This window comes from Actinomyces sp. HPA0247, from assembly GCA_000411415.1.
In the GTDB taxonomy this organism is placed as follows: domain Bacteria; phylum Actinomycetota; class Actinomycetes; order Actinomycetales; family Actinomycetaceae; genus Pauljensenia.
Window position 1 is genome coordinate 138,872 of the sequence record KE150451.1, and the last position, 19,970, is coordinate 158,841.

General features: G+C 65.6%; 16 protein-coding genes and 1 tRNA gene. 7 read left to right on the forward strand and 10 right to left on the reverse strand.

What is annotated here, in order from left to right:
• The first annotated feature begins 123 nt into the window (after nt 1-123).
• Nucleotides 124-1,359, forward strand: a complete 1,236-nt coding sequence (locus tag HMPREF1478_RS05745) for an IS256 family transposase (RefSeq protein WP_016460499.1) — start codon at nt 124-126, stop codon at nt 1,357-1,359.
• A 273-nt stretch (nt 1,360-1,632) separates the two neighbouring features.
• Nucleotides 1,633-1,761, forward strand: coding sequence for a hypothetical protein (locus tag HMPREF1478_RS10940; RefSeq protein ID WP_286127270.1), 129 nt, complete (start codon nt 1,633-1,635; stop codon nt 1,759-1,761).
• Between the two features lie 96 nt (nt 1,762-1,857).
• Here the strand turns inward: HMPREF1478_RS10940 and HMPREF1478_RS05750 are convergent, their stop codons facing one another.
• The 10 genes from HMPREF1478_RS05750 to HMPREF1478_RS05795 all read right to left on the reverse strand — a co-directional run bounded on the left by HMPREF1478_RS05750 (nt 1,858) and on the right by HMPREF1478_RS05795 (nt 11,432).
• Entirely contained in the window at nt 1,858-2,748 is an 891-nt protein-coding gene (locus tag HMPREF1478_RS05750; protein ID WP_016461137.1) for a hypothetical protein, read from the reverse strand.
• Between the two features lie 257 nt (nt 2,749-3,005).
• Nucleotides 3,006-4,700 (reverse strand): hypothetical protein, encoded by a 1,695-nt coding sequence (locus tag HMPREF1478_RS05755; RefSeq protein ID WP_016461138.1) that lies wholly within the window; start codon nt 4,698-4,700, stop codon nt 3,006-3,008.
• Entirely contained in the window at nt 4,685-5,488 is an 804-nt protein-coding gene (locus HMPREF1478_RS05760; RefSeq protein ID WP_016461139.1) for an ABC transporter ATP-binding protein, read from the reverse strand. The genes HMPREF1478_RS05755 and HMPREF1478_RS05760 overlap by 16 nt, the downstream gene beginning before the upstream one ends.
• 105 nt (nt 5,489-5,593) lie before the next feature.
• Nucleotides 5,594-6,598 (reverse strand): hypothetical protein, encoded by a 1,005-nt coding sequence (locus HMPREF1478_RS05765; RefSeq protein WP_016461140.1) that lies wholly within the window; start codon nt 6,596-6,598, stop codon nt 5,594-5,596.
• A gap of 71 nt (nt 6,599-6,669) precedes the next feature.
• Nucleotides 6,670-7,143 carry a peroxiredoxin gene (locus tag HMPREF1478_RS05770; RefSeq protein WP_016461141.1) on the reverse strand — a complete coding sequence of 158 codons (474 nt, stop codon included), beginning with the start codon at nt 7,141-7,143 and terminating at the stop codon, nt 6,670-6,672.
• Between the two features lie 53 nt (nt 7,144-7,196).
• Nucleotides 7,197-7,277 (reverse strand) — tRNA-Leu (locus HMPREF1478_RS05775).
• A 78-nt stretch (nt 7,278-7,355) separates the two neighbouring features.
• Nucleotides 7,356-8,447, reverse strand: coding sequence for a tRNA 2-thiouridine(34) synthase MnmA (gene mnmA, locus HMPREF1478_RS05780; RefSeq protein WP_016461142.1), 1,092 nt, complete (start codon nt 8,445-8,447; stop codon nt 7,356-7,358).
• Nucleotides 8,448-9,653 (reverse strand): cysteine desulfurase family protein, encoded by a 1,206-nt coding sequence (locus tag HMPREF1478_RS05785; protein ID WP_016461143.1) that lies wholly within the window; start codon nt 9,651-9,653, stop codon nt 8,448-8,450. It abuts the gene before it with no gap.
• Nucleotides 9,650-10,627 (reverse strand): electron transfer flavoprotein subunit alpha/FixB family protein, encoded by a 978-nt coding sequence (locus tag HMPREF1478_RS05790; protein WP_016461144.1) that lies wholly within the window; start codon nt 10,625-10,627, stop codon nt 9,650-9,652. Before HMPREF1478_RS05790 ends, HMPREF1478_RS05785 begins: the two co-directional genes overlap by 4 nt.
• Before the next feature lies 1 nt (nt 10,628).
• Nucleotides 10,629-11,432, reverse strand: coding sequence for an electron transfer flavoprotein subunit beta/FixA family protein (locus tag HMPREF1478_RS05795; RefSeq protein WP_034475263.1), 804 nt, complete (start codon nt 11,430-11,432; stop codon nt 10,629-10,631).
• 192 nt (nt 11,433-11,624) lie between these two features.
• Here HMPREF1478_RS05795 and glgX point away from each other — a divergent pair, with 192 nt between their 5' ends.
• From glgX to glgB, 5 genes are all read left to right on the forward strand, one after another.
• Nucleotides 11,625-13,913 (forward strand): glycogen debranching protein GlgX, encoded by a 2,289-nt coding sequence (gene glgX, locus HMPREF1478_RS05800; RefSeq protein WP_016461146.1) that lies wholly within the window; start codon nt 11,625-11,627, stop codon nt 13,911-13,913.
• A 45-nt stretch (nt 13,914-13,958) separates the two neighbouring features.
• Nucleotides 13,959-15,059 carry a tryptophan--tRNA ligase gene (gene trpS, locus HMPREF1478_RS05805; RefSeq protein WP_016461147.1) on the forward strand — a complete coding sequence of 367 codons (1,101 nt, stop codon included), beginning with the start codon at nt 13,959-13,961 and terminating at the stop codon, nt 15,057-15,059.
• A 29-nt stretch (nt 15,060-15,088) separates the two neighbouring features.
• On the forward strand, nt 15,089-15,346 hold the full coding sequence (locus tag HMPREF1478_RS05810) for a hypothetical protein (protein ID WP_016461148.1): 258 nt from the start codon (nt 15,089-15,091) through the stop codon (nt 15,344-15,346).
• A 182-nt stretch (nt 15,347-15,528) separates the two neighbouring features.
• Nucleotides 15,529-17,571: a maltotransferase domain-containing protein gene (locus HMPREF1478_RS05815; RefSeq protein WP_034475431.1), complete on the forward strand. Its 2,043-nt coding sequence runs from the start codon at nt 15,529-15,531 to the stop codon at nt 17,569-17,571.
• A 164-nt stretch (nt 17,572-17,735) separates the two neighbouring features.
• Complete coding sequence (gene glgB, locus HMPREF1478_RS05820; protein ID WP_016461150.1) at nt 17,736-19,931, forward strand: 1,4-alpha-glucan branching protein GlgB; 2,196 nt, start codon at nt 17,736-17,738, stop codon at nt 19,929-19,931.
• Nucleotides 19,932-19,970 lie beyond the last annotated feature (39 nt).

The following is a 19,970-nucleotide window of genomic DNA, read 5'->3' on the forward strand; positions in this document are numbered from 1 at the left end:
AGTAGTGTCCCGCATAGTGGTGTAACCGTGTGGTGGTCGGCCCGTTTGATATGGGTGCGGTCACCGTGTGATCCTTCGAGAAAGCTCTCTACTTCTGACTCGAAATGATTTGGAGGCACAACGATGACCGCTCCTCATATTATCGACCCTGCTGGCCTGCTTGGCGAGGCGTTATCCCAGGCGTCCCCGGATTTGATGCGTTCCCTGCTCCAGCACGTGATTAACGCGTTGTTATCAGCGGACGCTGACACCGTGTGCGGGGCCCAGTGGGGCCAACAAGACCCGCAGCGTCAGACCAGGCGCAATGGGTATCGCTACCGGCCCCTGGACACCAGGGTCGGCACCATTGACGTGGCGATCCCCAAGCTGCGCTCAGGAACCTACTTTCCAGAGTGGTTGTTGCAGCGCCGCAAACGCTCCGAAAGCGCCTTGATCACAGTGGTCGCTGACTGTTACTTAGCGGGAGTATCCACGCGCCGCATGGACAAGCTCGTCAAAACCCTGGGGATCACAGGACTGTCCAAGTCCCAGGTCTCACGCATGGCAGCCGACCTGGACGAACACGTGGACGAGTTCCGCCATCGCCCCCTCCACGACGCTGGGCCTTTCACGTTCGTCGCCGCTGACGCACTGACCATGAAAGTGCGCGAAGGAGGGCGCGTCGTCTCGTGCGCGGTCCTAGTTGCCACCGGAGTCAACAATGACGGACACCGCGAAGTACTGGGGGTGCGCGTATCCACCAGCGAGACCGGTCCAGCCTGGAATGAGTTCTTCGCTGACCTAGTCGCCCGAGGCCTGACCGGCGTGCGCCTGGTCACCAGCGACGCCCATCTGGGCCTAGTTGAGGCCATCGCCGCCAACCTGCCCGGAGCCGCCTGGCAACGATGCCGCACCCACTACGCCGCGAATCTCATGTCCGTCACCCCCAAAGCGCTATGGCCCGCCGTCAAAGCAATGCTGCACTCGGTGTACGACCAGCCCGACGCCGCCTCAGTCAACGCTCAATACGACCGGCTCTTGGACTACGTGAACGACAAGCTCCCCGCCGTGTGTGACCACCTCGATCAAGCCAGGGCAGACGTCCTCGCGTTCGCATCCTTCCCCACCGGGGTATGGACCCAGATCTGGTCCAACAACCCCAATGAGCGCCTCAACCGCGAAATCCGCCGACGCACCGACTCCGTGGGGATCTTCCCCAACCGCCAGGCCATCATCCGCCTGGTCGGAGCCGTCCTCGCCGAACAAAACGACGAATGGGCAGAAGGCCGACGCTACCTCAGCCTCGACATCCTCACCAAATCACGACTCACACCCCAACCCACCCAACAGGAGGAACCCACACTCCAACTCAGCGCATAACCCACCCCGAAGGACACAAAACGATTACACCACTCCACAGGACTTGACCGCGCGCACATTCAGGGGCTTGCGTGCGAGTGGACAGCTCGCCTCAGGCTGCAAACACTCCGACCGCGTGATCACCGACTCGCACGCGAGCAGTCGACCCCCGGAATTGTCCCAAAACGCAGACCACCTCACCCGCAGCAGCTAATTTCCGCCCTGTCTTGCCGAGGTGGTCTGCACTTTGGGCACATCTTCCTCCCTTCGTTCGCCACGCGGGCAAAGAGCAGCATGAGAACAACGACGCTCCAGCCAAGCGCCGACACGGCGCTCCTCATGCAACGCCAGACGATCGCGCGACACAGCGGTCAGCACACGATCTCGACCACTGTCAACGAGGCCGGGGCACCCCGCAGGTAGCCCCGGCCTCGTCCTTCAAGCACAACGTGTGGCTCATCTCTATCGAAGTACCACACCGGTTGTTGTCGCGGCGATTGGCATCACCGCTCCAACATGTCAGGCACGCGCCCTTCTCACGGCGATAGCACCCGCCCCCAGGAGCGCGAGGACGCCAGCCGCACCGCCGAGAACCGCCATATCGCTACCCGTGCGTGCAAGTCCTGCAGAGCGAGCAGGCTTGCTCGGAGCGGGACTCGTGGGAACCGCGGGGGTCACGACCGTGGGAGTCTGAGGATGAGGCGTGACAGAGAGCTGAGGAGTCGGGGTTGCGGGCGTGGACGGAGTTGACGGTGTGGAAGGAGTAGACGGTGTGGAAGGAGTAGACGGTGTGGAAGGTGTGGACGGGGTAGACGGCGTGGACGGAGTAGGTGCCGGCGTGGGCTGCGCGGTGATCTTGCGGATCCGGATGTCCGTGTCGGCCCCAACAGCACGCGCGTTCGCGGGATCATTGGGATCAACCGTGCGAGCGGTAGCGTCGAAGCCTCGGATCGTCTGGCCCGGGACGATTTCGTACCCATCGGGCAACGCCGGGAGCGCCGTGAGCGCGGCGCGCGACGGGTCATTCTGATCGTTGCCATAACGCTGCGTCGCCCGCACGGTGCCATCGGCATCAACGAGACGCACGCTGCCGAGGGGCGCGTAGAAGACCTGGCACGCAAAGTGCATGTCAGGCTGATCCGGATCGAAGTTCATTGCCGGAGCGCTCACTTCCAGCGTGTACTGCCCGGCGACGACGGGACTGGGAAGCATCGGGAGCCCACCGGATCCTTCGCGCGGAGTGTATTCCTGGCGAGGTTCGATGATGGTGCCGTTTTCGTCGGCGAGGTAGCAGGTCGCCGGTCCCGCGACGTCAGCAGCATACGTGGGCGCAGGCATGAGGGCAGGAAGAGCAGCGGCACTCAGTGCAGCCGCTACGACAAGAGAACGCGACATTGACGGGATACGCATGGAAGATTCCTCTCCATCGATGGTCAGGTTATGAGCATCACATTACCGAGTATCTGCATTCTTGTCTACACGCTAGGCCCAGTTTTTCGTCAATCCTGCACACCGCAATGTAACGAACGCCTGGTCAGGGTCGCATGACACCGCTCATCATCAGAGGCGTTCACACCGGGATCAAGCAGCAACATTCTCGGGCGCAAAGGGACGAGGCCGGGGCACCCCACTGGGCAACCCCGGCCTCGTGACCACGAAGAAGGAAGTCAGTGTCCCGGCCAGCTGCGGATCGACGTCAGAGCGGCGACCGCGTACCGGTCCCACACGCGCCCACCAATCCGCACGGCAGCCTCAAGGACGATGATCGACCAGGCGATGCCAACGACGTAGGCAACCCAGTCCGGGACGAAACCGAAGGACGCTAGCGCGAGCAGCACGTAGGACGGGATCTGCAGGACCGCGGTACCTGCAAAGCCAACGAGCTGTAGCAGCATCGTCATGAGGAAGGAGCCTGTCCCCTTCGTCGCCAGCGGTGACGTGCCCGGAGGCTGCACCGGGTAGACCCAGCGCGCATTCACGACGAGGGTCGTGCCGGCTGCCCCCGCGAAGAGCACAACACCCATCACCTGGTGGAACACGAAATCGGAGACACTCGCACCTGCCACAGCATCATGAATGAGGTAGCCGATGACCTGGGGCACGAACACGATGAGCGACCCCACGAGGCGCCCACGACGCTCTTCTCGTCCACTCATGCCCGACGACACCACGATCCAGGCGCCCGTCGAGTCGTATTGCATGAGCGCGCCGGTGGTCAGGCCCGTCGTGATGGGCACCAGGTAGAGGAAGATGCCCGACGTGAACTCGAATGACTGCCCCTCGGCCGCCATGCGCCCCATAAAGATTGCGACGACGGGGAACAGGACAGCGAGCAGCATGTTCATGTTGAGCCGAGGATCGATGATCCAGTACCGCAGCGTGCGCGCGGCCAGGGAGGCGCTGCGAACTCCGAGGCCGAGGCGCGTGAACAGATCGACGCTGCGCAGGCCGGCGGCTCGCGACTGGGCGGAACGACGACCGCGCTCTTCCTCTTCGAGGGACTCGTCGATGAGGTGGCGCCCCTCGTCGATGGCGCGCTGAGCGTCAGCACTAATCTCGCCGGCGTATCCGCTCATGACGGGGCGTAGGACCGCCAGCCAGGCACGCCAGCCGACGAGCGCGGTCGCGACCACTATGAGCACGCGGAGAGCCGCCGCCACCCATGCGCCTTGAAGCAACGAGGCAACGACCCCGAAGGGAGCGCCGAAGGGCGTCCAGAGCGCGACGTTCAATCCCGCCTGGAAGACCTCGACGGAGAAGTTCTGACTCAGCACAGACATCCAGTAGCCCATGGGGGTCAGCACCATCATGAAGACGACGGCACCCAGAACGGTCACAGCGTCTTTCTTTCCCGAGGTGTCGAGGCGCACCGCGAACCAGGTTCCGACCGCGCGCGCCCACACAACCGCGAGGGGAAGCGTCACGACTCCGGCGAGAAACCAGCCGAGGGCTTCAAGCCACTGGGCACGCCACAGCGCGAACCAGACGGGCAGGAAGAGCACCATGGCAGATAGCAGACCGCCGGGGCCTACGGCCGTCGCTGCGGCCAGCCCCGCCCCGAGGCGCTTGCTGGGTCCCACGTAGGGCGAGAGGCGCACGGGGTCCACCGAGTTATCCATCGACGCAAAGATGATCGGGAGGATCAGCCAGAGCAAGAAAGTGAAGGGGCCAGCGATCGGCATCACGCGCGCAGCCAGGGAGGCTTCATCTGAACGCGCGAGGAACGCTGTGCCCACGAGCGCGGAAGCATAGATTGCGCCAAAGTAAAGAACACCGAGGACGGCAAGAACGAGGACGACCGTCTGCTTGCGGACAGTGTTCCAGATGATGCGAAGCTTGAGGCGAATCAGTTGCCCAACCACGACAGACCTTCCTCGGAGTGGACGCCGCCGACCAGAGCGGTGAAGCGCTCCCCCAAGTCGCCGCCCTGGGCGACCTCATCGGTGGTTCCGGCGACGAGCACACGCCCCTTGTCGATAATGGCCACGTGCGTGCACAGTTGCTGGACGGTCGCCATCACGTGCGAGGACAGGATGACCGTGCCCCCACGCTTGGTGTAGTCGGTGAGGATCTGGCGGATGTTGGCCGCAGAGACGGGGTCCACGGCCTCGAAAGGCTCATCAAGAACCAGGACGCGCGGTGAGTGAATGAGCGCGGCAGCCAGAGCGATCTTCTTCGTCATGCCCGCCGAGTAGTCGCCGATGAGCTTCTTACCGGCCTCGGCCAGGTCGAGGGCCGCCAGGAGCTCGTGGGCGCGCTCGCGGGCGACGGAGGCGTCCAGGCCGTGAAGCATGCCCACGTGGACGAGGAAGTCGGGGCCGGAGAGGCGGTCGAGGAGGCGCATCCCGTCGGGCATAACGCCGAGGAGGGCACGTGCCTCCTGGGTTCGTGCCCACACGTCGACGCCGTGCACGTAGGCTGTGCCACGGTCGGGGGTGAGCAGGCCTGTGGCCATGGTCAGCGTCGTGGTCTTTCCGGCGCCGTTAGGACCGACGATCCCGTAGAAGGATCCGGTGGGGATGTCGAGGGATAGGTCGGCGACGGCGATGAGGTTGCCATAAATCTTGACGAGGCCTCGGATCGCCAGTGCGACATCTTCCCCGACGGGGGTGGCGGGTACCGCAGGTGCGGCGGGCTGCGAATCGGACACGAGATTCTCCTTCAGGCATTGAAATACCTCCCCATTTTACGAGAGATACAAGCCAACGCCCAGGAGCACATCCCAAGAAGCGGGCGTCACAACCGGCCGGAAAAGTCAGCGGGCGCTAATGATGACGGTCAGCCCCTGGTCCGGTTCGTACGTCCACGTGGCCTTGTAGGACCCCCACTCCTCCGACTGGGTGCCGTCAATGGCGCGGGTCGCATACATGCGTTCGCGCACCGACGAAGGGGTGTCAAGCTTGCGCAGAACGCACTGGAAAATCGGCGTCGTCAAACCATTGCCACTGTCATTGAACCCTTCAAGGGTGAGCGAGGTCTGATCGCTGACAAGCCGAGCATAAACGCCTCCTGCATGGCAAGAATCGACGGCTCCCGACAGGCTGCTAGAAACGGATGAGCGCGTCATGTAGAGGCCTGCGACAACAGCAGCGACGAGGAGGAGAGCCGAGAGGAAGCCAAGGAGGAACATGACCAGGCCGTGGTGTCGGCCGCTACGACGCGCTGGGCGTTCGCGCCGATCCAGCCGCGATTCGATGTGACCGGAGCGACGAGCTTCGGCCTCGCGCCGCGACGCGCCTCCCACAGAGGAGGACCGTATCCCTTCGCGCACGGGCACCCCCTCAGCCCCGGAAGCAAACCCCTGCGCTCCGCCGCGTGCCTCGTCGGAGTGGCCAACGACCCGCATGGCCGTTCGATGCCAATCGCGATGAACGGCGACACCGGGATGCTGGTCGGACTCAAAGGTCACGCCGACTTCATCCTTCTGAGCATATTCACGCGCAAAAGCGGGCGACTGCGCGACGTGACTTCCCTGCCCGGGGACGCCTTCACGGGCAGCAGCACTCTGCCGAGCTACCGTTGCCGCGTCCTTCGACGGGCGAGAGCCCTTCGGAGCAGCGGGCGTCACGGCATTCTTCCGACGAACCACCGCAACCTCGGCGGTGATGACCTGCTCATCAGAGGAGACAGACTCGGGCACGCGGGCCATCGTGGGCAGGCTCGGCTGCTTGCGCGCACGCACAGGTGCAGCGTCGGCCGGATAGTCCTGCGCCACCTGTCCCGCACCGATTCGATACGCGTCAGGCGTCGTAGCCGCCATAAGTCCTCCACGAGCAACTAGCTGTCAGTTTCTTGACAATCATATGTACTAGTTACTCAGAAAGTAACCGATCAGTCGATACCAAGAGCCTTACGCAGGCGGGCCACATGGCCCGTGGCCTTCACGTTGTACTGGGCCAGGGCGACCGTCCCATCAGGGTTGACAACCACGGTCGAGCGGATAATGCCCACGTAGGTGCGGCCGTAGTTCTTCTTCTCGCCCCAGGCACCCCAGGCCTCGAGAATCTGATGGTCCGGGTCCGAGGCCAGCGGGAAGGTGAGGGCCTGCTTCTCAGTGAAACGCTCAAGGGCGGCCATCGAGTCGGCGGACACGCCGATGACCGAGTAACCGGCTCCCTGCAAGGAAGCTAGGGAATCGCGGAAGTCACAGGCTTCCTTCGTGCAGCCGGGCGTGGAGGCCTTCGGGTAGAAGTAGACGACGACGCCACGGGAGGAGGCTGCGAGGAGATCCGCCAGGGACAGGGTTCCCTGGGTGGTCTCAGCGGTAAAGTCGGGGGCCTGCTGGCCAATGTCCAAAACGCTCATGACCTCAGTCTATCGAGGGCCACTCCCCCAATGCGACCGGGCATGAGCCATCGTGCGCGAGATGGGACTCGAACCCACACGTCAAAGACACTGGAACCTAAATCCAGCGCGTCTGCCAATTCCGCCACTCGCGCGCGCACCCCAGTGTAACGGATGCGGGCGAGGCCGTCCGCATGCCTTCGCCCACGTCCGCGCCGACGTCGCGCGAGGCCTTAGCGCCCGGTTGCGTCAATGGTCCCTTCGCCCAGGACTCGACTGCCCCGATAGACGACCATCGACTGGCCGCGGGCGACGCCGCGCGCGCTGTCCGCAAGGACAACACTGATGGTTCCGGCGTCACCGTCGCGAGTGAGCGAAGCGACAGGAATGGGCGTTCCGTGCGCGCGCAGCTGCACGAAAAGGTCGGTCGCGTCGGAGCCGTCATCATCCGACGCAAGCCAGACGGCATCCGTGGCCGTAATCCGGGAAATAGACAGGAGCTCGGATGCGCCCACGACGACCTGGTTGCTCTCCGGCCTGGTCTCGAGGACGTAGCGCGGGCGGCCGTCGGGCGCGGGCGCGCCGATGCCGAGGCCCTTGCGCTGGCCGACGGTGTAGTTCCAATACCCCTCGTGATGACCGAGTACCTCACCGTCGGGGGTGACGATCTCCCCCTCGGCGGCGCCCAAATGGGAGCGCAGGAATCCCTGCGTGTCGCCGTCGGGGATGAAGCAGATGTCGTAGGAGTCGGGTTTGTTGGACACGCCCAGGCCCAGGCGCTCGGCCTCGGAGCGCACCCACGCCTTGTTGGGAGCATCACCCAGCGGGAGGACCACCCGGGTCAGTTCCTCTGGACCCATGACGGCCAGGACGTAGGACTGATCCTTCAGGCTGTCAGCTCCGCGGTGCAGCTCAGGCCCCGCTACCCCGTCCTTGATGGCCGCGTAGTGGCCGGTGCACACCGCGTCGAAGCCGAGTGCGCGGGCGCGGTTGGCCAGCTCCCGAAACTTCACGAACTCGTTGCAGCGCACGCAGGGGTTCGGGGTACGCCCTGCCTTGTATTGAGCGACGAAGTCGGCGATGACGGTCTGCTCGAATTCGCTCGCGAGATCCCACACGTAGAACGGGATGCCGATGATCTCCGCGGCGCGCGCAGCGTCCCCCGCGTCCTCGATCGAGCAGCATCCACGCGAGCCGATACGACACTCCTGGGGCTGGGAGGACAGCGCCATGTGGACGCCGACGACGTCATGCCCGGCCTCGACGGCCTTCGCGGCGGCGACGGCGGAGTCCACGCCACCGGACAGTGCTGCCAGAACTCGCATCTAGCGTTCCTCGTTTCGTTCGTTGCGCACGTGGGTAATGCCGTCCAGGGCGGCACCCGCGTGGATCGCCATCGGCAGGGCGGCCAGGAAGGCGTCGATGTCGTCGCACGTCGTCTCATGACCGAGAGAGACGCGCAGGACGCCGAGCGCCTGCTCTTCGCTGCGTCCCATCGCCATGACGATGTCGGAGGGGCGCGTCACCCCCGCGTGGCAGGCGGACCCGGCGGACACAGCGATGCCAGCCATGTCGAAGGCCATGAGGACGGCCTCCGGGCGGGCGGTGGGTAGGGAGAGGTGGATGATCGCACTCGACGAGGCCGACTCCCCCACCGTCGCGCTCACGCCGTCCGGCAGGCGGGACAGCAAGTGGGCGCGCAGGTCCGCCGCGCGGGTCGCGAAGGCGGCGCTCTCGGAGACAACCTCGGTGAGGGCGGCGGCGAGTGCGCACGCACCCGCGACGTCGGGCGTGCCCGAGCGGATCGAGCGCTCGTGGCCACCGCCGGGGCGGTCGGTCACCATGGGAATTCCGCGCCGTGCGAGAAGGACACCGGTGCCGGCGGGTGCGCCGACCTTGTGACCACCCACGCTCATGAGATCAAGGCCAAGCTCTAAGAAGGACACATCCAGGGTCGGGATCGCCTGGGCAGCGTCCGAATGCGCGAGGCCGCCGCTGGCGTGCACGAGCGCAGCGAAGTTGGCGACCGGCTGGATTGTGCCGATTTCGGAGGACACGAGCGTCATGGAACCAAGCGCGAGACGCCCGTCCCACGCGGCGGGTGCTTCGTCACCGGAAACGGCAGGCAGGACCGACACGCCACCCGCATCCACGGGCAAAACCTCCCAGTCAAAGCACTCACGGGACGCGACCTCGCGCTGGTGGGCGACTGCGTCGTGCTCAAGGCCCGAAACGACGATGAGACTGCGACCGCCATCGCGCCCACGCATGCCGCGGGCCGCAGCCATCACGCCCAGCGCGTCGGACTCCGTGGCGCCGGACGTGAAGATCACCTCGTGGATATCGGCGCCAAGGGCGAGCGCAACCTGTTCGCGCGCATCGTCGAGCATGCGACGGGCCCGCCGCCCTCCAAAGTGGAGGGCGGCGGGATTGCCGGGGGTGGCAGCCAGGTCACGCTGGGCGCGCGTCCACGCCTCGAGGGCGCTCTCGCGCAGCGGCGTGGTGGCCGCGTGGTCGAGATAGACGCTCACGCCTGGGAGCGCGCCTCCTCGATCGCGGCCAGGGCCGCGGGCACAACCTCAGTGACGTCGCCGACAACACCGAAGTCTGCGATCTCGAAGATAGGGGCGTCCGGGTCATCACACACGGCGACGATGTGGGCGGCAGACTGCATACCCACCGTGTGGTGGATCGCGCCGGAGACGCCCAGGCCGATGTACAGGTTCGGGGTGACCGTCAGGCCCGTCTGACCGATCTGCTCGGCTCGCGGGGCCCAACCCTCATCACAGGCGACGCGGGTCGCGCCCACGGCACCACCCAGCGCGTCGGCAAGCGTGCGAACCAGCTCGAAGTCACCGTCCACGCCGCGGCCACCGCACACCACGGTGGAGGCGTCGGTCAGGGACACGCCTTCCTCCTCGTCGGGCACGCTGGAAACAACCTGGATCGAGGAAGCCTCGGGGCTCAGCTCGACGGACAGGGCCTGCCCGGTCAGGGCGACGGGAGAGGCCACCGGCGCCTCGTCGATGATGCCGGAGGCGATGCCGACGATCGGAGTCTGTCCCTCGAGGACGATGCGCATCGACCAAGAACCGCCCAGGGCAGTCTTGCCGATCTGGAGGACGCCGCCGTCGAAGCCAACGGACGAGGCGCCGGAGACCACGCCTGCCTCGGTGAGCGCGCCGACGCGACCAGCGATCTCACGGCCGCGGTAGTCCGAGCACAGGAGCACCAGGCCGAAGCTGGCGGTGGCCAGCGCGGAAACAAGCGCGTCGGAGGCCACGACCGAGGAACGCGCCGAGTCACCCAGGTCGGCGTGCAGCAGCTGGGTCGCGCCCAGCTCGGACAGTGCTGCCACGTCGGGCGTGGCGGCCAGGGACAGGGCGACGACGTCTGCGCTGGTCAGGGACGCAGCCAGCGTCACGGCCTGGCGGGCCAGGGGCGTCAGGTGATCGCCCACCTGGTCGGCCAGAACAAGAATCGGGGAACTCATCTGCTGCGTCATGTCACTTCACCACCGAAAGGATGTAGTCGGCCAGAGCGCGCCCGCCCTCGCCGGCGTCCTGAATGATCGTGCCCGAACCGTCGCGGGTGTTCTCCTCGCCGTGGGTCACGGCGGTCAGCGCACGGCGCATGACGAGGCCCTCCCCGCCGGGAACCTCAACGAGGTCGTCGATGCCCCACTGGTCCAGGGGCTTCTTGCGGGCGGCCTTCATAGCGGCAAAGGCCGGGTAGCGCGGCTCGTTGATCTGGTCGGTCACGGAGACAACCGCGGGCAGCGCGGCGCGCACGGTCTCGGTGTAGCCGTCGACGGCGCGTTCGATCGTCACGGCGCCATCCTCGACGCTCAAGGAACGGGCAAGGCCCAGCAGCGGCATGTGCGCTTTGGCGGCCAGCGCGCCGGGCAGCATGGAGGTCATCGCATCCAGCGAGGCCATGCCGGTGACCACCAGGTCGACCGGACCGCACTCTTCACTGATCTTCGCGATCGCAACCGCCAGGACGGAGGCCGTCGTAATGACGTCGGAGCCCTCCAGGAACTCGTCGGAGACGATGTAGGCACGGTCCGCGCCCATCTGCAGGGCGCGCATGAGGGAGTCCTCGGCGTCCTCGGGACCCATCGTCAGCGCAACAACCTCGACTTCACGCCCCGCATCCTCTTCGGATTCCTTGAGCTGAACGGCCGCCTCGATGGCGTTCTCGTCCAGTTCGTTGAGCACATCGTCCTCACCGCGCACCAGGCGGCCGCCCTCAAAACGGCGTTCGGACTGCATGTCGGGGACATGCTTCACACACACGACAATTCTCATGCCTTCTAGCGTGCCACATTCCGCGCCTCACGCCCATATATATGAGGGTTGCCTCACCAGCGCGTGCCGCTGTTCATAGTCCCTACCAGTTCCTAATCCGACCGCTTAATTAACGGTCACGTATGATGGAGACTGACTGCATCTATCAGGCTTGGGCGCAGTCAATAATTCGTCAGAAAGAGGCACTCTTTTATGTCCGAGCGCTCCGGCTCGCCCTGCGTCCCCACCGTGCGCGTCACCGAACCGAACCCCGTCCCCTCCCGCCTGGGAGTTTTCCGTTCGGGCGACGGGCTCGATGTGTCCGTGGTCGCGCGGGGCGCGTCCGGCGTGGATATGTGCATTTTCGACGAGGCCGGGGCTGAGACACGCTACGCCCTGATCGGCCCCCATACCGGCATCTGGCACGGTCACATCCCGGGCTTTGGCGCAGGCACCCGCTATGGCTTCCGCGTTCACGGTCCATGGGATCCGGACGGTGGCAAGTTCTACAACTCGCACAAGCTCCTCCTCGACCCCTACGGCCGGGGGGTCGACGGCGTCGTCGATATGAAGCCTGGCGTCTACGCGCACTGCGTCGACGAGGATCTCTACCCCTCCGAGTACCCGCTGCGCCGCTCACCCATTGACTCCGCTCCCTACATGCCGCGTTCGGTCGTCGTGGAGCCCTCCTTCCCGATCGAACCCAAGCCACATACGCCGTGGGAGACGACGGTCATCTACGAGATCCACGTCAAGGGCTTCACGAAGAACATGCCCGGCGTGCCCCCGGAGTTGCGTGGCACCTACGCGGGACTGGCTCACCCGGCTTCCGTGTCGTATCTGAAGGACCTGGGCGTCACCGCGGTCGAGCTGCTCCCCGTGCACGCCAAGTGCGACGAGCCTTTCCTCACCGAACGCGGCCTGACGAACTACTGGGGTTACTCGACCCTCTCCTTCTTCGCTCCCGAACCCTCCTACGCGACCGAGGCCTCGCGTGAGCGCGGCGCCCAGGCGGTCGTCGACGAGTTCCGCGGCATGGTCTCTCTGCTGCATCAGGCTGGCATTGAGGTCATCCTCGACGTCGTCTACAACCACACGTGTGAGGGTGGAGACGCCGGCCCGTCACTGTCGTGGCGCGGCCTGGATTCCGACCTGTACTACCGCCACACGACCTCTCGCCCCGTCCAGGCAATCGACGTGACGGGCACCGGCAACACCGTGAACATGGATCATCCGAAGACCATTCAGATGGTGCTGGATTCGCTGCGCTACTGGGTCCGCGAGATGGGCGTGGACGGTTTCCGCTTCGACCTGGCGGCCACGCTGGGCCGTTTTGCGACCGGTTTCAGCCCGATGCACCCGCTCCTCATCGCGATGGCCACGGACGATCTGCTCGCGCACGTCAAGCTCATCGCCGAGCCCTGGGACGTGGGCCCCGGCGGCTGGCAGACGGGCAACTTCCCGGTCCCCTTCTCCGAGTGGAACGACCACTACCGCGGCGCCCTGCGTAACTTCTGGCTGGCGGACGTGCGTGCCCAGGCCTCGGGCCATATCGTGTCGGGTCCCAACGACCTCGCAACGCGTCTGTCTGGCTCCCAGGACGTGTTTGAGCACGGGCTGGGTCGCCTGCGCGGCCCACGCGCCTCGATCAACTTCGTGACGGCACACGACGGCTTCACGCTGGCGGACCTGACGGCTTACGACCGCAAGCACAACACCGCGAACCTGGAGAACAACCGCGACGGTTCGGACGATAACCGCTCGTGGAACCACGGCGTCGAGGGCACACTGGCTGTCAACGCCACTCACCCCAACGCGATGACGCCCTACGCGATCCTGTCCGACATGACGATCGCGGACCTGCGTGCGCGCTCTCAGCGCAACATCCTCACGACGATGTTCGTTTCCTCGGGCACGCCGATGCTCACGGGCGGTGACGAATTTGGTCGTACCCAGTACGGCAATAACAACGCCTACTGCCAGGATGATCCGATCTCGTGGGTCGACTGGGATCTGGCTGAAGGACAGCTCGAGCAGATCGACACGGTGTCCTGGCTCATCGCTCTCCGTCAGGCCCATCCGGTCCTGCGCCCCGACCGCTTCGCGACCGGCACCCCGCACGGCGGGGACACGATCCCTGACCTGTCGTGGTACACGGCGCAGGGCACGCCGATGCCTGACTACGGCTGGACGGACGCCCGCCACCGCACATTCCAGATGCTGCGCTCGGGCGTGACCTGGGGCGACCGCGATGCCCTCATCATCATCAACGCGAACCTGGACGGCGCCGAGGTCACACTGCCCGAGGGCCACGATCTGGACTGGCTGGTCGCCTACTCGACCGTGTGGGCGACACCCTCCGAGGGCGGCGTCGGCGAGACACGTAACCCGAACGAGCTCTCCCTTGAGGCTGAGCACGTCGCTCCGCGCTCCATGCTGTTGATTGAACCGCTGTCCGTGACCATCCTGCTCTCCGACGTCGCATTCCGCCCCGAACACTGAGCACCCAAGTTTCATTCATTCCCACCCACTCGTTAGGATTGACGCATGACTCGCAGTGAAGATGCCCTGGAAACCGCAACCTCCGATGCCTCGCTGGCCCGCTCGAAGGCCCGCAGCGCCGAGATCGACCTGGCGATCGACCAGGACCCCTCGCGTTTCCGCATCCTCACGGGTGACCGTCCGACGGGTCACCTGCACCTGGGTCACTACTTCGGTACGCTGCGTAACCGCGTGCTCCTGCAGAACCGCGGGGTCGAGACCTGGGTCCTGGTCGCCGACTACCAGGTGATTACCGACCGCGATGGCGTGGGCCCGATCCGTGAGCGCGTCCTCGGCCTCGTCGCCGACTACCTGGCCGCGGGCATCGACCCGGAGCGTTCCACGATCTTCAACCACTCGGCGGTTCCGGCTCTCAACCAGCTGATGCTGCCCTTCCTCTCCCTGGTCACCGAGTCGGAGTTGCACCGCAACCCGACCGTGAAGGCCGAGCTGGAGGCGACCGAGGGCCGCGCGATGACCGGCCTCATGCTGACCTACCCCGTCCACCAGGCCGCCGACATCCTCTTCTGCAAGGCCAACATCGTGCCCGTGGGCCAGGATCAGCTCCCCCACCTGGAGCAGGCGCGTCTGATCGCCCAGCGCTTCGACAAGCGCTACGGTCGCGCGACGCCCGAGCGTCCCGTGTTCCCCCGCCCCGAGGCACTCCTCTCCGAGGTGCCGCTGTTGCTGGGCACGGACGGTCAGAAGATGTCGAAGTCGCGCGGCAACACCATCGAGCTGCGCATGAGCGCCGACGAGACCGCGAAGATTCTCAAGAAGGCGAAGACTGACGCCGAGCGCCGCATCACCTTCGACCCGGAGGGCCGTCCCGAGGTCTCCAACCTCCTCATGCTGGCTTCCTTGGCCACGGGCGAGGCGCCCGAGGCAATCGCGGATCGGATCGGCGACGCGGGCGCGGGCACCTTGAAGGCCCTCGTCACCGAGTCCCTGAACGAGATGCTCGCTCCCCTGCGCGAGCGCCGTGCCGAGCTCATCGCGAATGAGGACTACCTGCTGTCCATCCTGCACGCCGGTAACGAGCGTGCCAACGAACAGGCCGACCAGACCCTGTCCGAGGTGCGCACCGCCATGCAGATGAACTACTGATTCCACACATTCTCCCCTTGGAGGCCACCATGGCATACAACCAGTTCCCCGAGCATCCCGACGATTCCGTCGGCTCGTGGATGCTCACTCTCTTCGTCGCCGACATCCCGCTGGTCGGCTTCATCTACCTGCTGGTGCTCGCGCTCGGTTCGGGCGGCTCACCCTCGAAGCGTAACTTTGCGCGCGCCCTGTTCATCTGGCAGATCATCGGCATCGTCGCGACGATCCTGATGTTCGTCCTCTTTGGTGGTGCGATCATGGCAGGGCTGCAGAACAGCGGCTACTGACGACGATCCTCACACGGAGGGTAGTTCCTGGACATTCAGGGGCTACCCTCCTTCTATGGGAGCGGAATTCTAACGTTTCGGACGACAGTTAAAATCTTGACAGACCATGAGAGCGCCCTCCGTATCGCCGAGGCATGGGCATCGTTTTCTCCCGGACGCATCCATAGGCTAGTGTGGGTCTCGTGAGCGAGAAACTGTTGCCCCGTATCCCGATCATCGAAGTGTTCCCCGTCATCGAAGACGGCACGCTTCCCGCTAAGGCGACCGAAGGCGAGCCTTTCCCCGTTCGTGCGACCGTGTTCCGCGAAGGGCACGACGCATTCGCCGCCGAGGCCGTTCTGCTGCGCCCGGACGGAGGTGAATACTCCCGCACGCGCATGGTAGACATCGCCCCCGGCCTCGACAGGTACGAGGCCTGGGTGGCCGCGAACACGCCCGGCGCCTGGTCCTTCCGCGTGGACTCCTGGTCGGACCCCTACGCGACGTGGCGCCACGATGCGACCGTGAAGGTCGGCGCCGGCGTCGACGTCGAGCTCATGCTCGAGGAGGGCGCTCGCCTCATGGAGCGCGCGGCCGAAGGCACGGCCTACGGTAACCCCTCCCAGAAGCGTCCCCCGGCCTCGGACATTGACGTCCTGACCGACGCGGCGCGCCGCCTGCGCGACACCAGTCATTCCGCCCAGCAGCGCCTCTCCGCGGGCATCTCCTCGCGCGTGCGTCTCATCTTCCGCGACCATCCGCTGCGCGACCTCATCGGCTCGTCACGCGCCTACCCCCTCGACGTGGCCCGCACAAAGGCCCTGGCAGGCGCATGGTACGAAATCTTCCCGCGCTCTGCGGGCGCCTTCCAACACCCCGACGGCACGTGGGTATCCGGCACTCTCGCGGGGGCGGCGGAGGACCTGCCGCGTATCGCAGGCATGGGTTTTGACGTCGTCTACCTGACCCCGGTCCACCCGATCGGCACGACGCACCGAAAGGGCAAGAACAACGCCCTGGAAGCCGCCCCCGGCGACCCGGGTTCCCCCTACGGCATCGGCTCCCCCGAGGGTGGCCACGATGCTATCCACCCCGAGCTCGGCGACTTCGCTGACTTCGACCGCTTCGTCGAGCGCGCCCGAGGCCTCGGCCTGGAGGTCGCCCTCGACCTAGCCCTCCAGTGTTCCCCCGACCACCCGTGGGTCAAGGAGCATCCCGAGTGGTTCACGACCCGCGCCGACGGCACGATCGCATACGCGGAGAACCCTCCGAAGAAGTACCAGGACATCTATCCCCTGAACTTCGACAACGACCCTGAGGGCATCTACCGGGCCGTGCGCGACGTCATCGAACTGTGGATCAACCACGGCGTGACGATCTTCCGCGTCGACAACCCGCACACGAAGCCCATCCCCTTCTGGGAGCGCCTGCTCGCCGACATCAAGGCGCAGTACCCGGGCACGCTCTTCCTGGCCGAAGCATTCACGCGCCCCGCCATGATGCGCACCCTCGGCGCAATCGGCTTCGATCAGTCCTACACGTACTTCGCGTGGAGGACCACCAAGCAGGAGATCGAGGAGTACCTGCGCGAGGTCTCCGAAGACACCGCCCACCTCATGCGCCCGGCCTTCTGGCCCACAACGCACGACATCCTCACCCCGCAGATGTGGGATGGCGGCACTGCGATCTTCGCGATCCGCGCGATGCTCGCCGCTCTGGGCGCACCCACGTGGGGCATCTACTCCGGGTACGAATTCGTGGAGAACGAGCCGCGCGGCACCTACCAGGAGCCCAACAACAACGAGAAGTACGAGTTCCGCCCACGCCGCTGGGAGGACGCCGAACCGATCGGCATCTCGCGCCTCTTCACGCTGCTGAACGCCGCGCGCGCCAAGCACCCCGCGCTGCGCCAGCTCCACCAGATCCGCATCCACCCGACGTCCTCGGATCGCCTCATCGCGTTCTCGCGTCACATTCCCGGCAAGTTCACCTCCGACGGCAAGCCCGACACCGTCATCTGCGTGATCTCCCTGGATCCGCACGAGGGCGTGGATGCCACGGTCGAGCTCGATCTGGAGGCGATGGGCCTGGCGACCCCCGGTGGTCACATTACGGTCGTCGACGAGCTGGACGGACGTTCCTACGTGTGGGGATCCTCCAACTGGGTATCCCTGTCCCCCGTGACGCGCCTCGGCCACGTCTTCAAGGTCGAGCCCGCCCACACATCCCCCTGGGCGCAAGCCTAACGAGGCTCGTGCGCCCGGCGTTACCATGTGTGCGCGCCGGGCGCACGCAAGCCCTCCATAACACCCACCAATATGAGACCAGGCCCCCTTTTTTGCCGGTCAGACGCTAGACTTATCAACACCAGTGAACTGAGCGGTTCACCCATCTGGAGTAAGGAAAATCCATGAGCTGCGAACTTACGCCGATCCCGGTCAATGACGACATCCTCGACGCCGTTGCCTCAGGCTCCTACTACTCGCCCCACTCCGTGCTGGGCGCCCACCTTGGCGACGACGGTGTCACCATCCGCGTCGTCGCACACCTGGCCGACGCGGTCGACATCATCACGCCCACCGGCGCCTACGCCGCTTCCCACGAGCGCGGCGGCATCTGGGTCGCTGCCCTGCCCGATAAGGAGATCCCCGCCTACCGCGTGTCCGTCACCTACGGCGATGACACCATCGTGCGCGATGATCCCTACCGGTACCTGCCGACCCTGGGCGAGATGGACACCTACCTGATTTCTGAGGGTCGCCACGAGAACCTCTGGAACATCCTGGGCGCGCACGTGAAGACCTACACCGACGAGCTCGGCGAGACCACCGGTACCGCCTTTGCCGTGTGGGCCCCCAACGCCCGCGCCGTGCGCGTCGTCGGCGAATTCAACTACTGGGACGGCACGCAGACCTCCATGCGTTCGCTGGGTTCTTCCGGCGTGTGGGAGATCTTCGTCCCCGAGGTCGGCGTGGGTGCGCGCTACAAGTTCGAGATCCAGGGCCCCGGCGGCAACTGGTTCCAGAAGGCCGACCCATTGGCCCGCGCCACCGAGATCCCCCCGGCCACCGCCTCGGTCGTCACCGACTACTTCCACGAGTGGACGGACCAGGAATGGATGTCCACCCGCAAGGACCGCAACGTCCACACCGGCCCCATGTCCATCTACGAGGTCCACGCTGGTTCCTGGCGCCAGGGCCTGGGCTACCGTGAGCTGGCCGATGAGCTGGTCCCCTACGTCAAGCAGATGGGCTTCACGCACGTGGAGTTCATGCCGCTCGCCGAGCACCCCTTCGGTGGCTCGTGGGGCTACCAGGTGACCTCCTACTACGCCCCCACCTCGCGCTACGGCACCCCGGATGACTTCCGCTACCTCGTGGACGCCTTCCACCGCGCGGGCATCGGCGTCATCCTCGACTGGGTTCCCGCCCACTTCCCGAAGGACGACTTCGCGCTGGCCCGTTTCGACGGCACCCCGCTGTACGAGGATCCGGACCCGCTGCGCGGCGAGCACCCCGACTGGGGCACCTACGTCTTCAACTTCGGCCGCCGCGAGGTGCGTAACTTCCTGGTCGCCAACGCCCTGTACTGGCTCGAAGACTTCCACATCGACGGCCTGCGCGTCGACGCCGTGGCCTCGATGCTGTACCTGGACTACTCGCGCAAGGACGGCCAGTGGCGCCCCAACCAGTACGGTGGCCGCGAGAACCTGGAGGCCATCGAGTTCATCCAGGAAGCCAACGCGACCGCGTACCGTCGTCACCCCGGCATCGTCATGATCGCTGAGGAGTCCACGGCATGGCCCGGCGTGACCGCCCCGACCTCGGGCGGCGGCCTCGGCTACGGCATGAAGTGGAACATGGGCTGGATGAACGACACCCTGCGCTACCTGAGCGAGGATCCGGTCAACCGTCGTTGGCACCACGGCGAGCTCACCTTCTCCCTGGTCTACGCATTCTCCGAGAACTACGTGCTACCCCTGTCGCACGACGAGGTCGTGCACGGCAAGGGATCGCTGATTTCGAAGATGCCCGGCGACAAGTGGCAGCGCCTGGCGGGCCTGCGTTCGCTCTTCGCCTACCAGTGGAGCCACCCGGGCAAGCAGCTCATCTTCATGGGCCAGGAGATCGGCCAGGAGCAGGAGTGGAACGAGTCCTACTCCCTCGACTGGTGGCTGCTGGACCAGGAGGGTCACGCAGGCGTCGCGGCTCTCGTGGAGCGCCTGAACGCGATCTACGCTTCCTCCCCCGCCATGTGGGACGACGACTACACGGGCTTCGAGTGGATCGACGCATCGGACGGCGACCACAACCTGATCTCCTACCTGCGTAAGGGATCGGACGATGCGGGTAACCGCGAGGTCGTCGTGTGCATCTCGAACTTCGCTGGAAACCCGCACGAGGGCTACCGCGTGGGTCTGCCGTTCGGCGGCGAGTGGGTCGAGATCCTCAACACGGACGCCGAGGAGTTCGGTGGCTCTGGCGTCGTCAATGTCGGCACCATCATCGCCGAGGACACCCCGTGGAACGGCCGCCCGGTCTCCGCGTCTCTGCGCGTACCGCCGCTGGGCGCCGTCTGGCTGGTGCCCGCCTCGCAGGTGCGCTGACGCCGTAGGCTGATACGAGGAGGCCGGAGCAGGGATTCC

Bases quoted from the DNA above. Each gene is read 5' to 3' on its own strand.
- HMPREF1478_RS05765 (WP_016461140.1), bottom strand. From the start codon at position 6,598: ATGGCGGCTACGACGCCTGACGCGTATCGAATCGGTGCGGGACAGGTG.
- HMPREF1478_RS05790 (WP_016461144.1), bottom strand. From the start codon at position 10,627: ATGACGCAGCAGATGAGTTCCCCGATTCTTGTTCTGGCCGACCAGGTG.
- HMPREF1478_RS10940 (WP_286127270.1), top strand. From the start codon at position 1,633: ATGAGAACAACGACGCTCCAGCCAAGCGCCGACACGGCGCTCCTCATG.
- glgX (WP_016461146.1), top strand. From the start codon at position 11,625: ATGTCCGAGCGCTCCGGCTCGCCCTGCGTCCCCACCGTGCGCGTCACC.
- mnmA (WP_016461142.1), bottom strand. From the start codon at position 8,447: ATGCGAGTTCTGGCAGCACTGTCCGGTGGCGTGGACTCCGCCGTCGCC.
- glgB (WP_016461150.1), top strand. From the start codon at position 17,736: ATGAGCTGCGAACTTACGCCGATCCCGGTCAATGACGACATCCTCGAC.
- HMPREF1478_RS05745 (WP_016460499.1), top strand. From the start codon at position 124: ATGACCGCTCCTCATATTATCGACCCTGCTGGCCTGCTTGGCGAGGCG.
- HMPREF1478_RS05810 (WP_016461148.1), top strand. From the start codon at position 15,089: ATGGCATACAACCAGTTCCCCGAGCATCCCGACGATTCCGTCGGCTCG.
- HMPREF1478_RS05750 (WP_016461137.1), bottom strand. From the start codon at position 2,748: ATGCGTATCCCGTCAATGTCGCGTTCTCTTGTCGTAGCGGCTGCACTG.
- HMPREF1478_RS05795 (WP_034475263.1), bottom strand. From the start codon at position 11,432: ATGAGAATTGTCGTGTGTGTGAAGCATGTCCCCGACATGCAGTCCGAA.
- trpS (WP_016461147.1), top strand. From the start codon at position 13,959: ATGACTCGCAGTGAAGATGCCCTGGAAACCGCAACCTCCGATGCCTCG.
- HMPREF1478_RS05770 (WP_016461141.1), bottom strand. From the start codon at position 7,143: ATGAGCGTTTTGGACATTGGCCAGCAGGCCCCCGACTTTACCGCTGAG.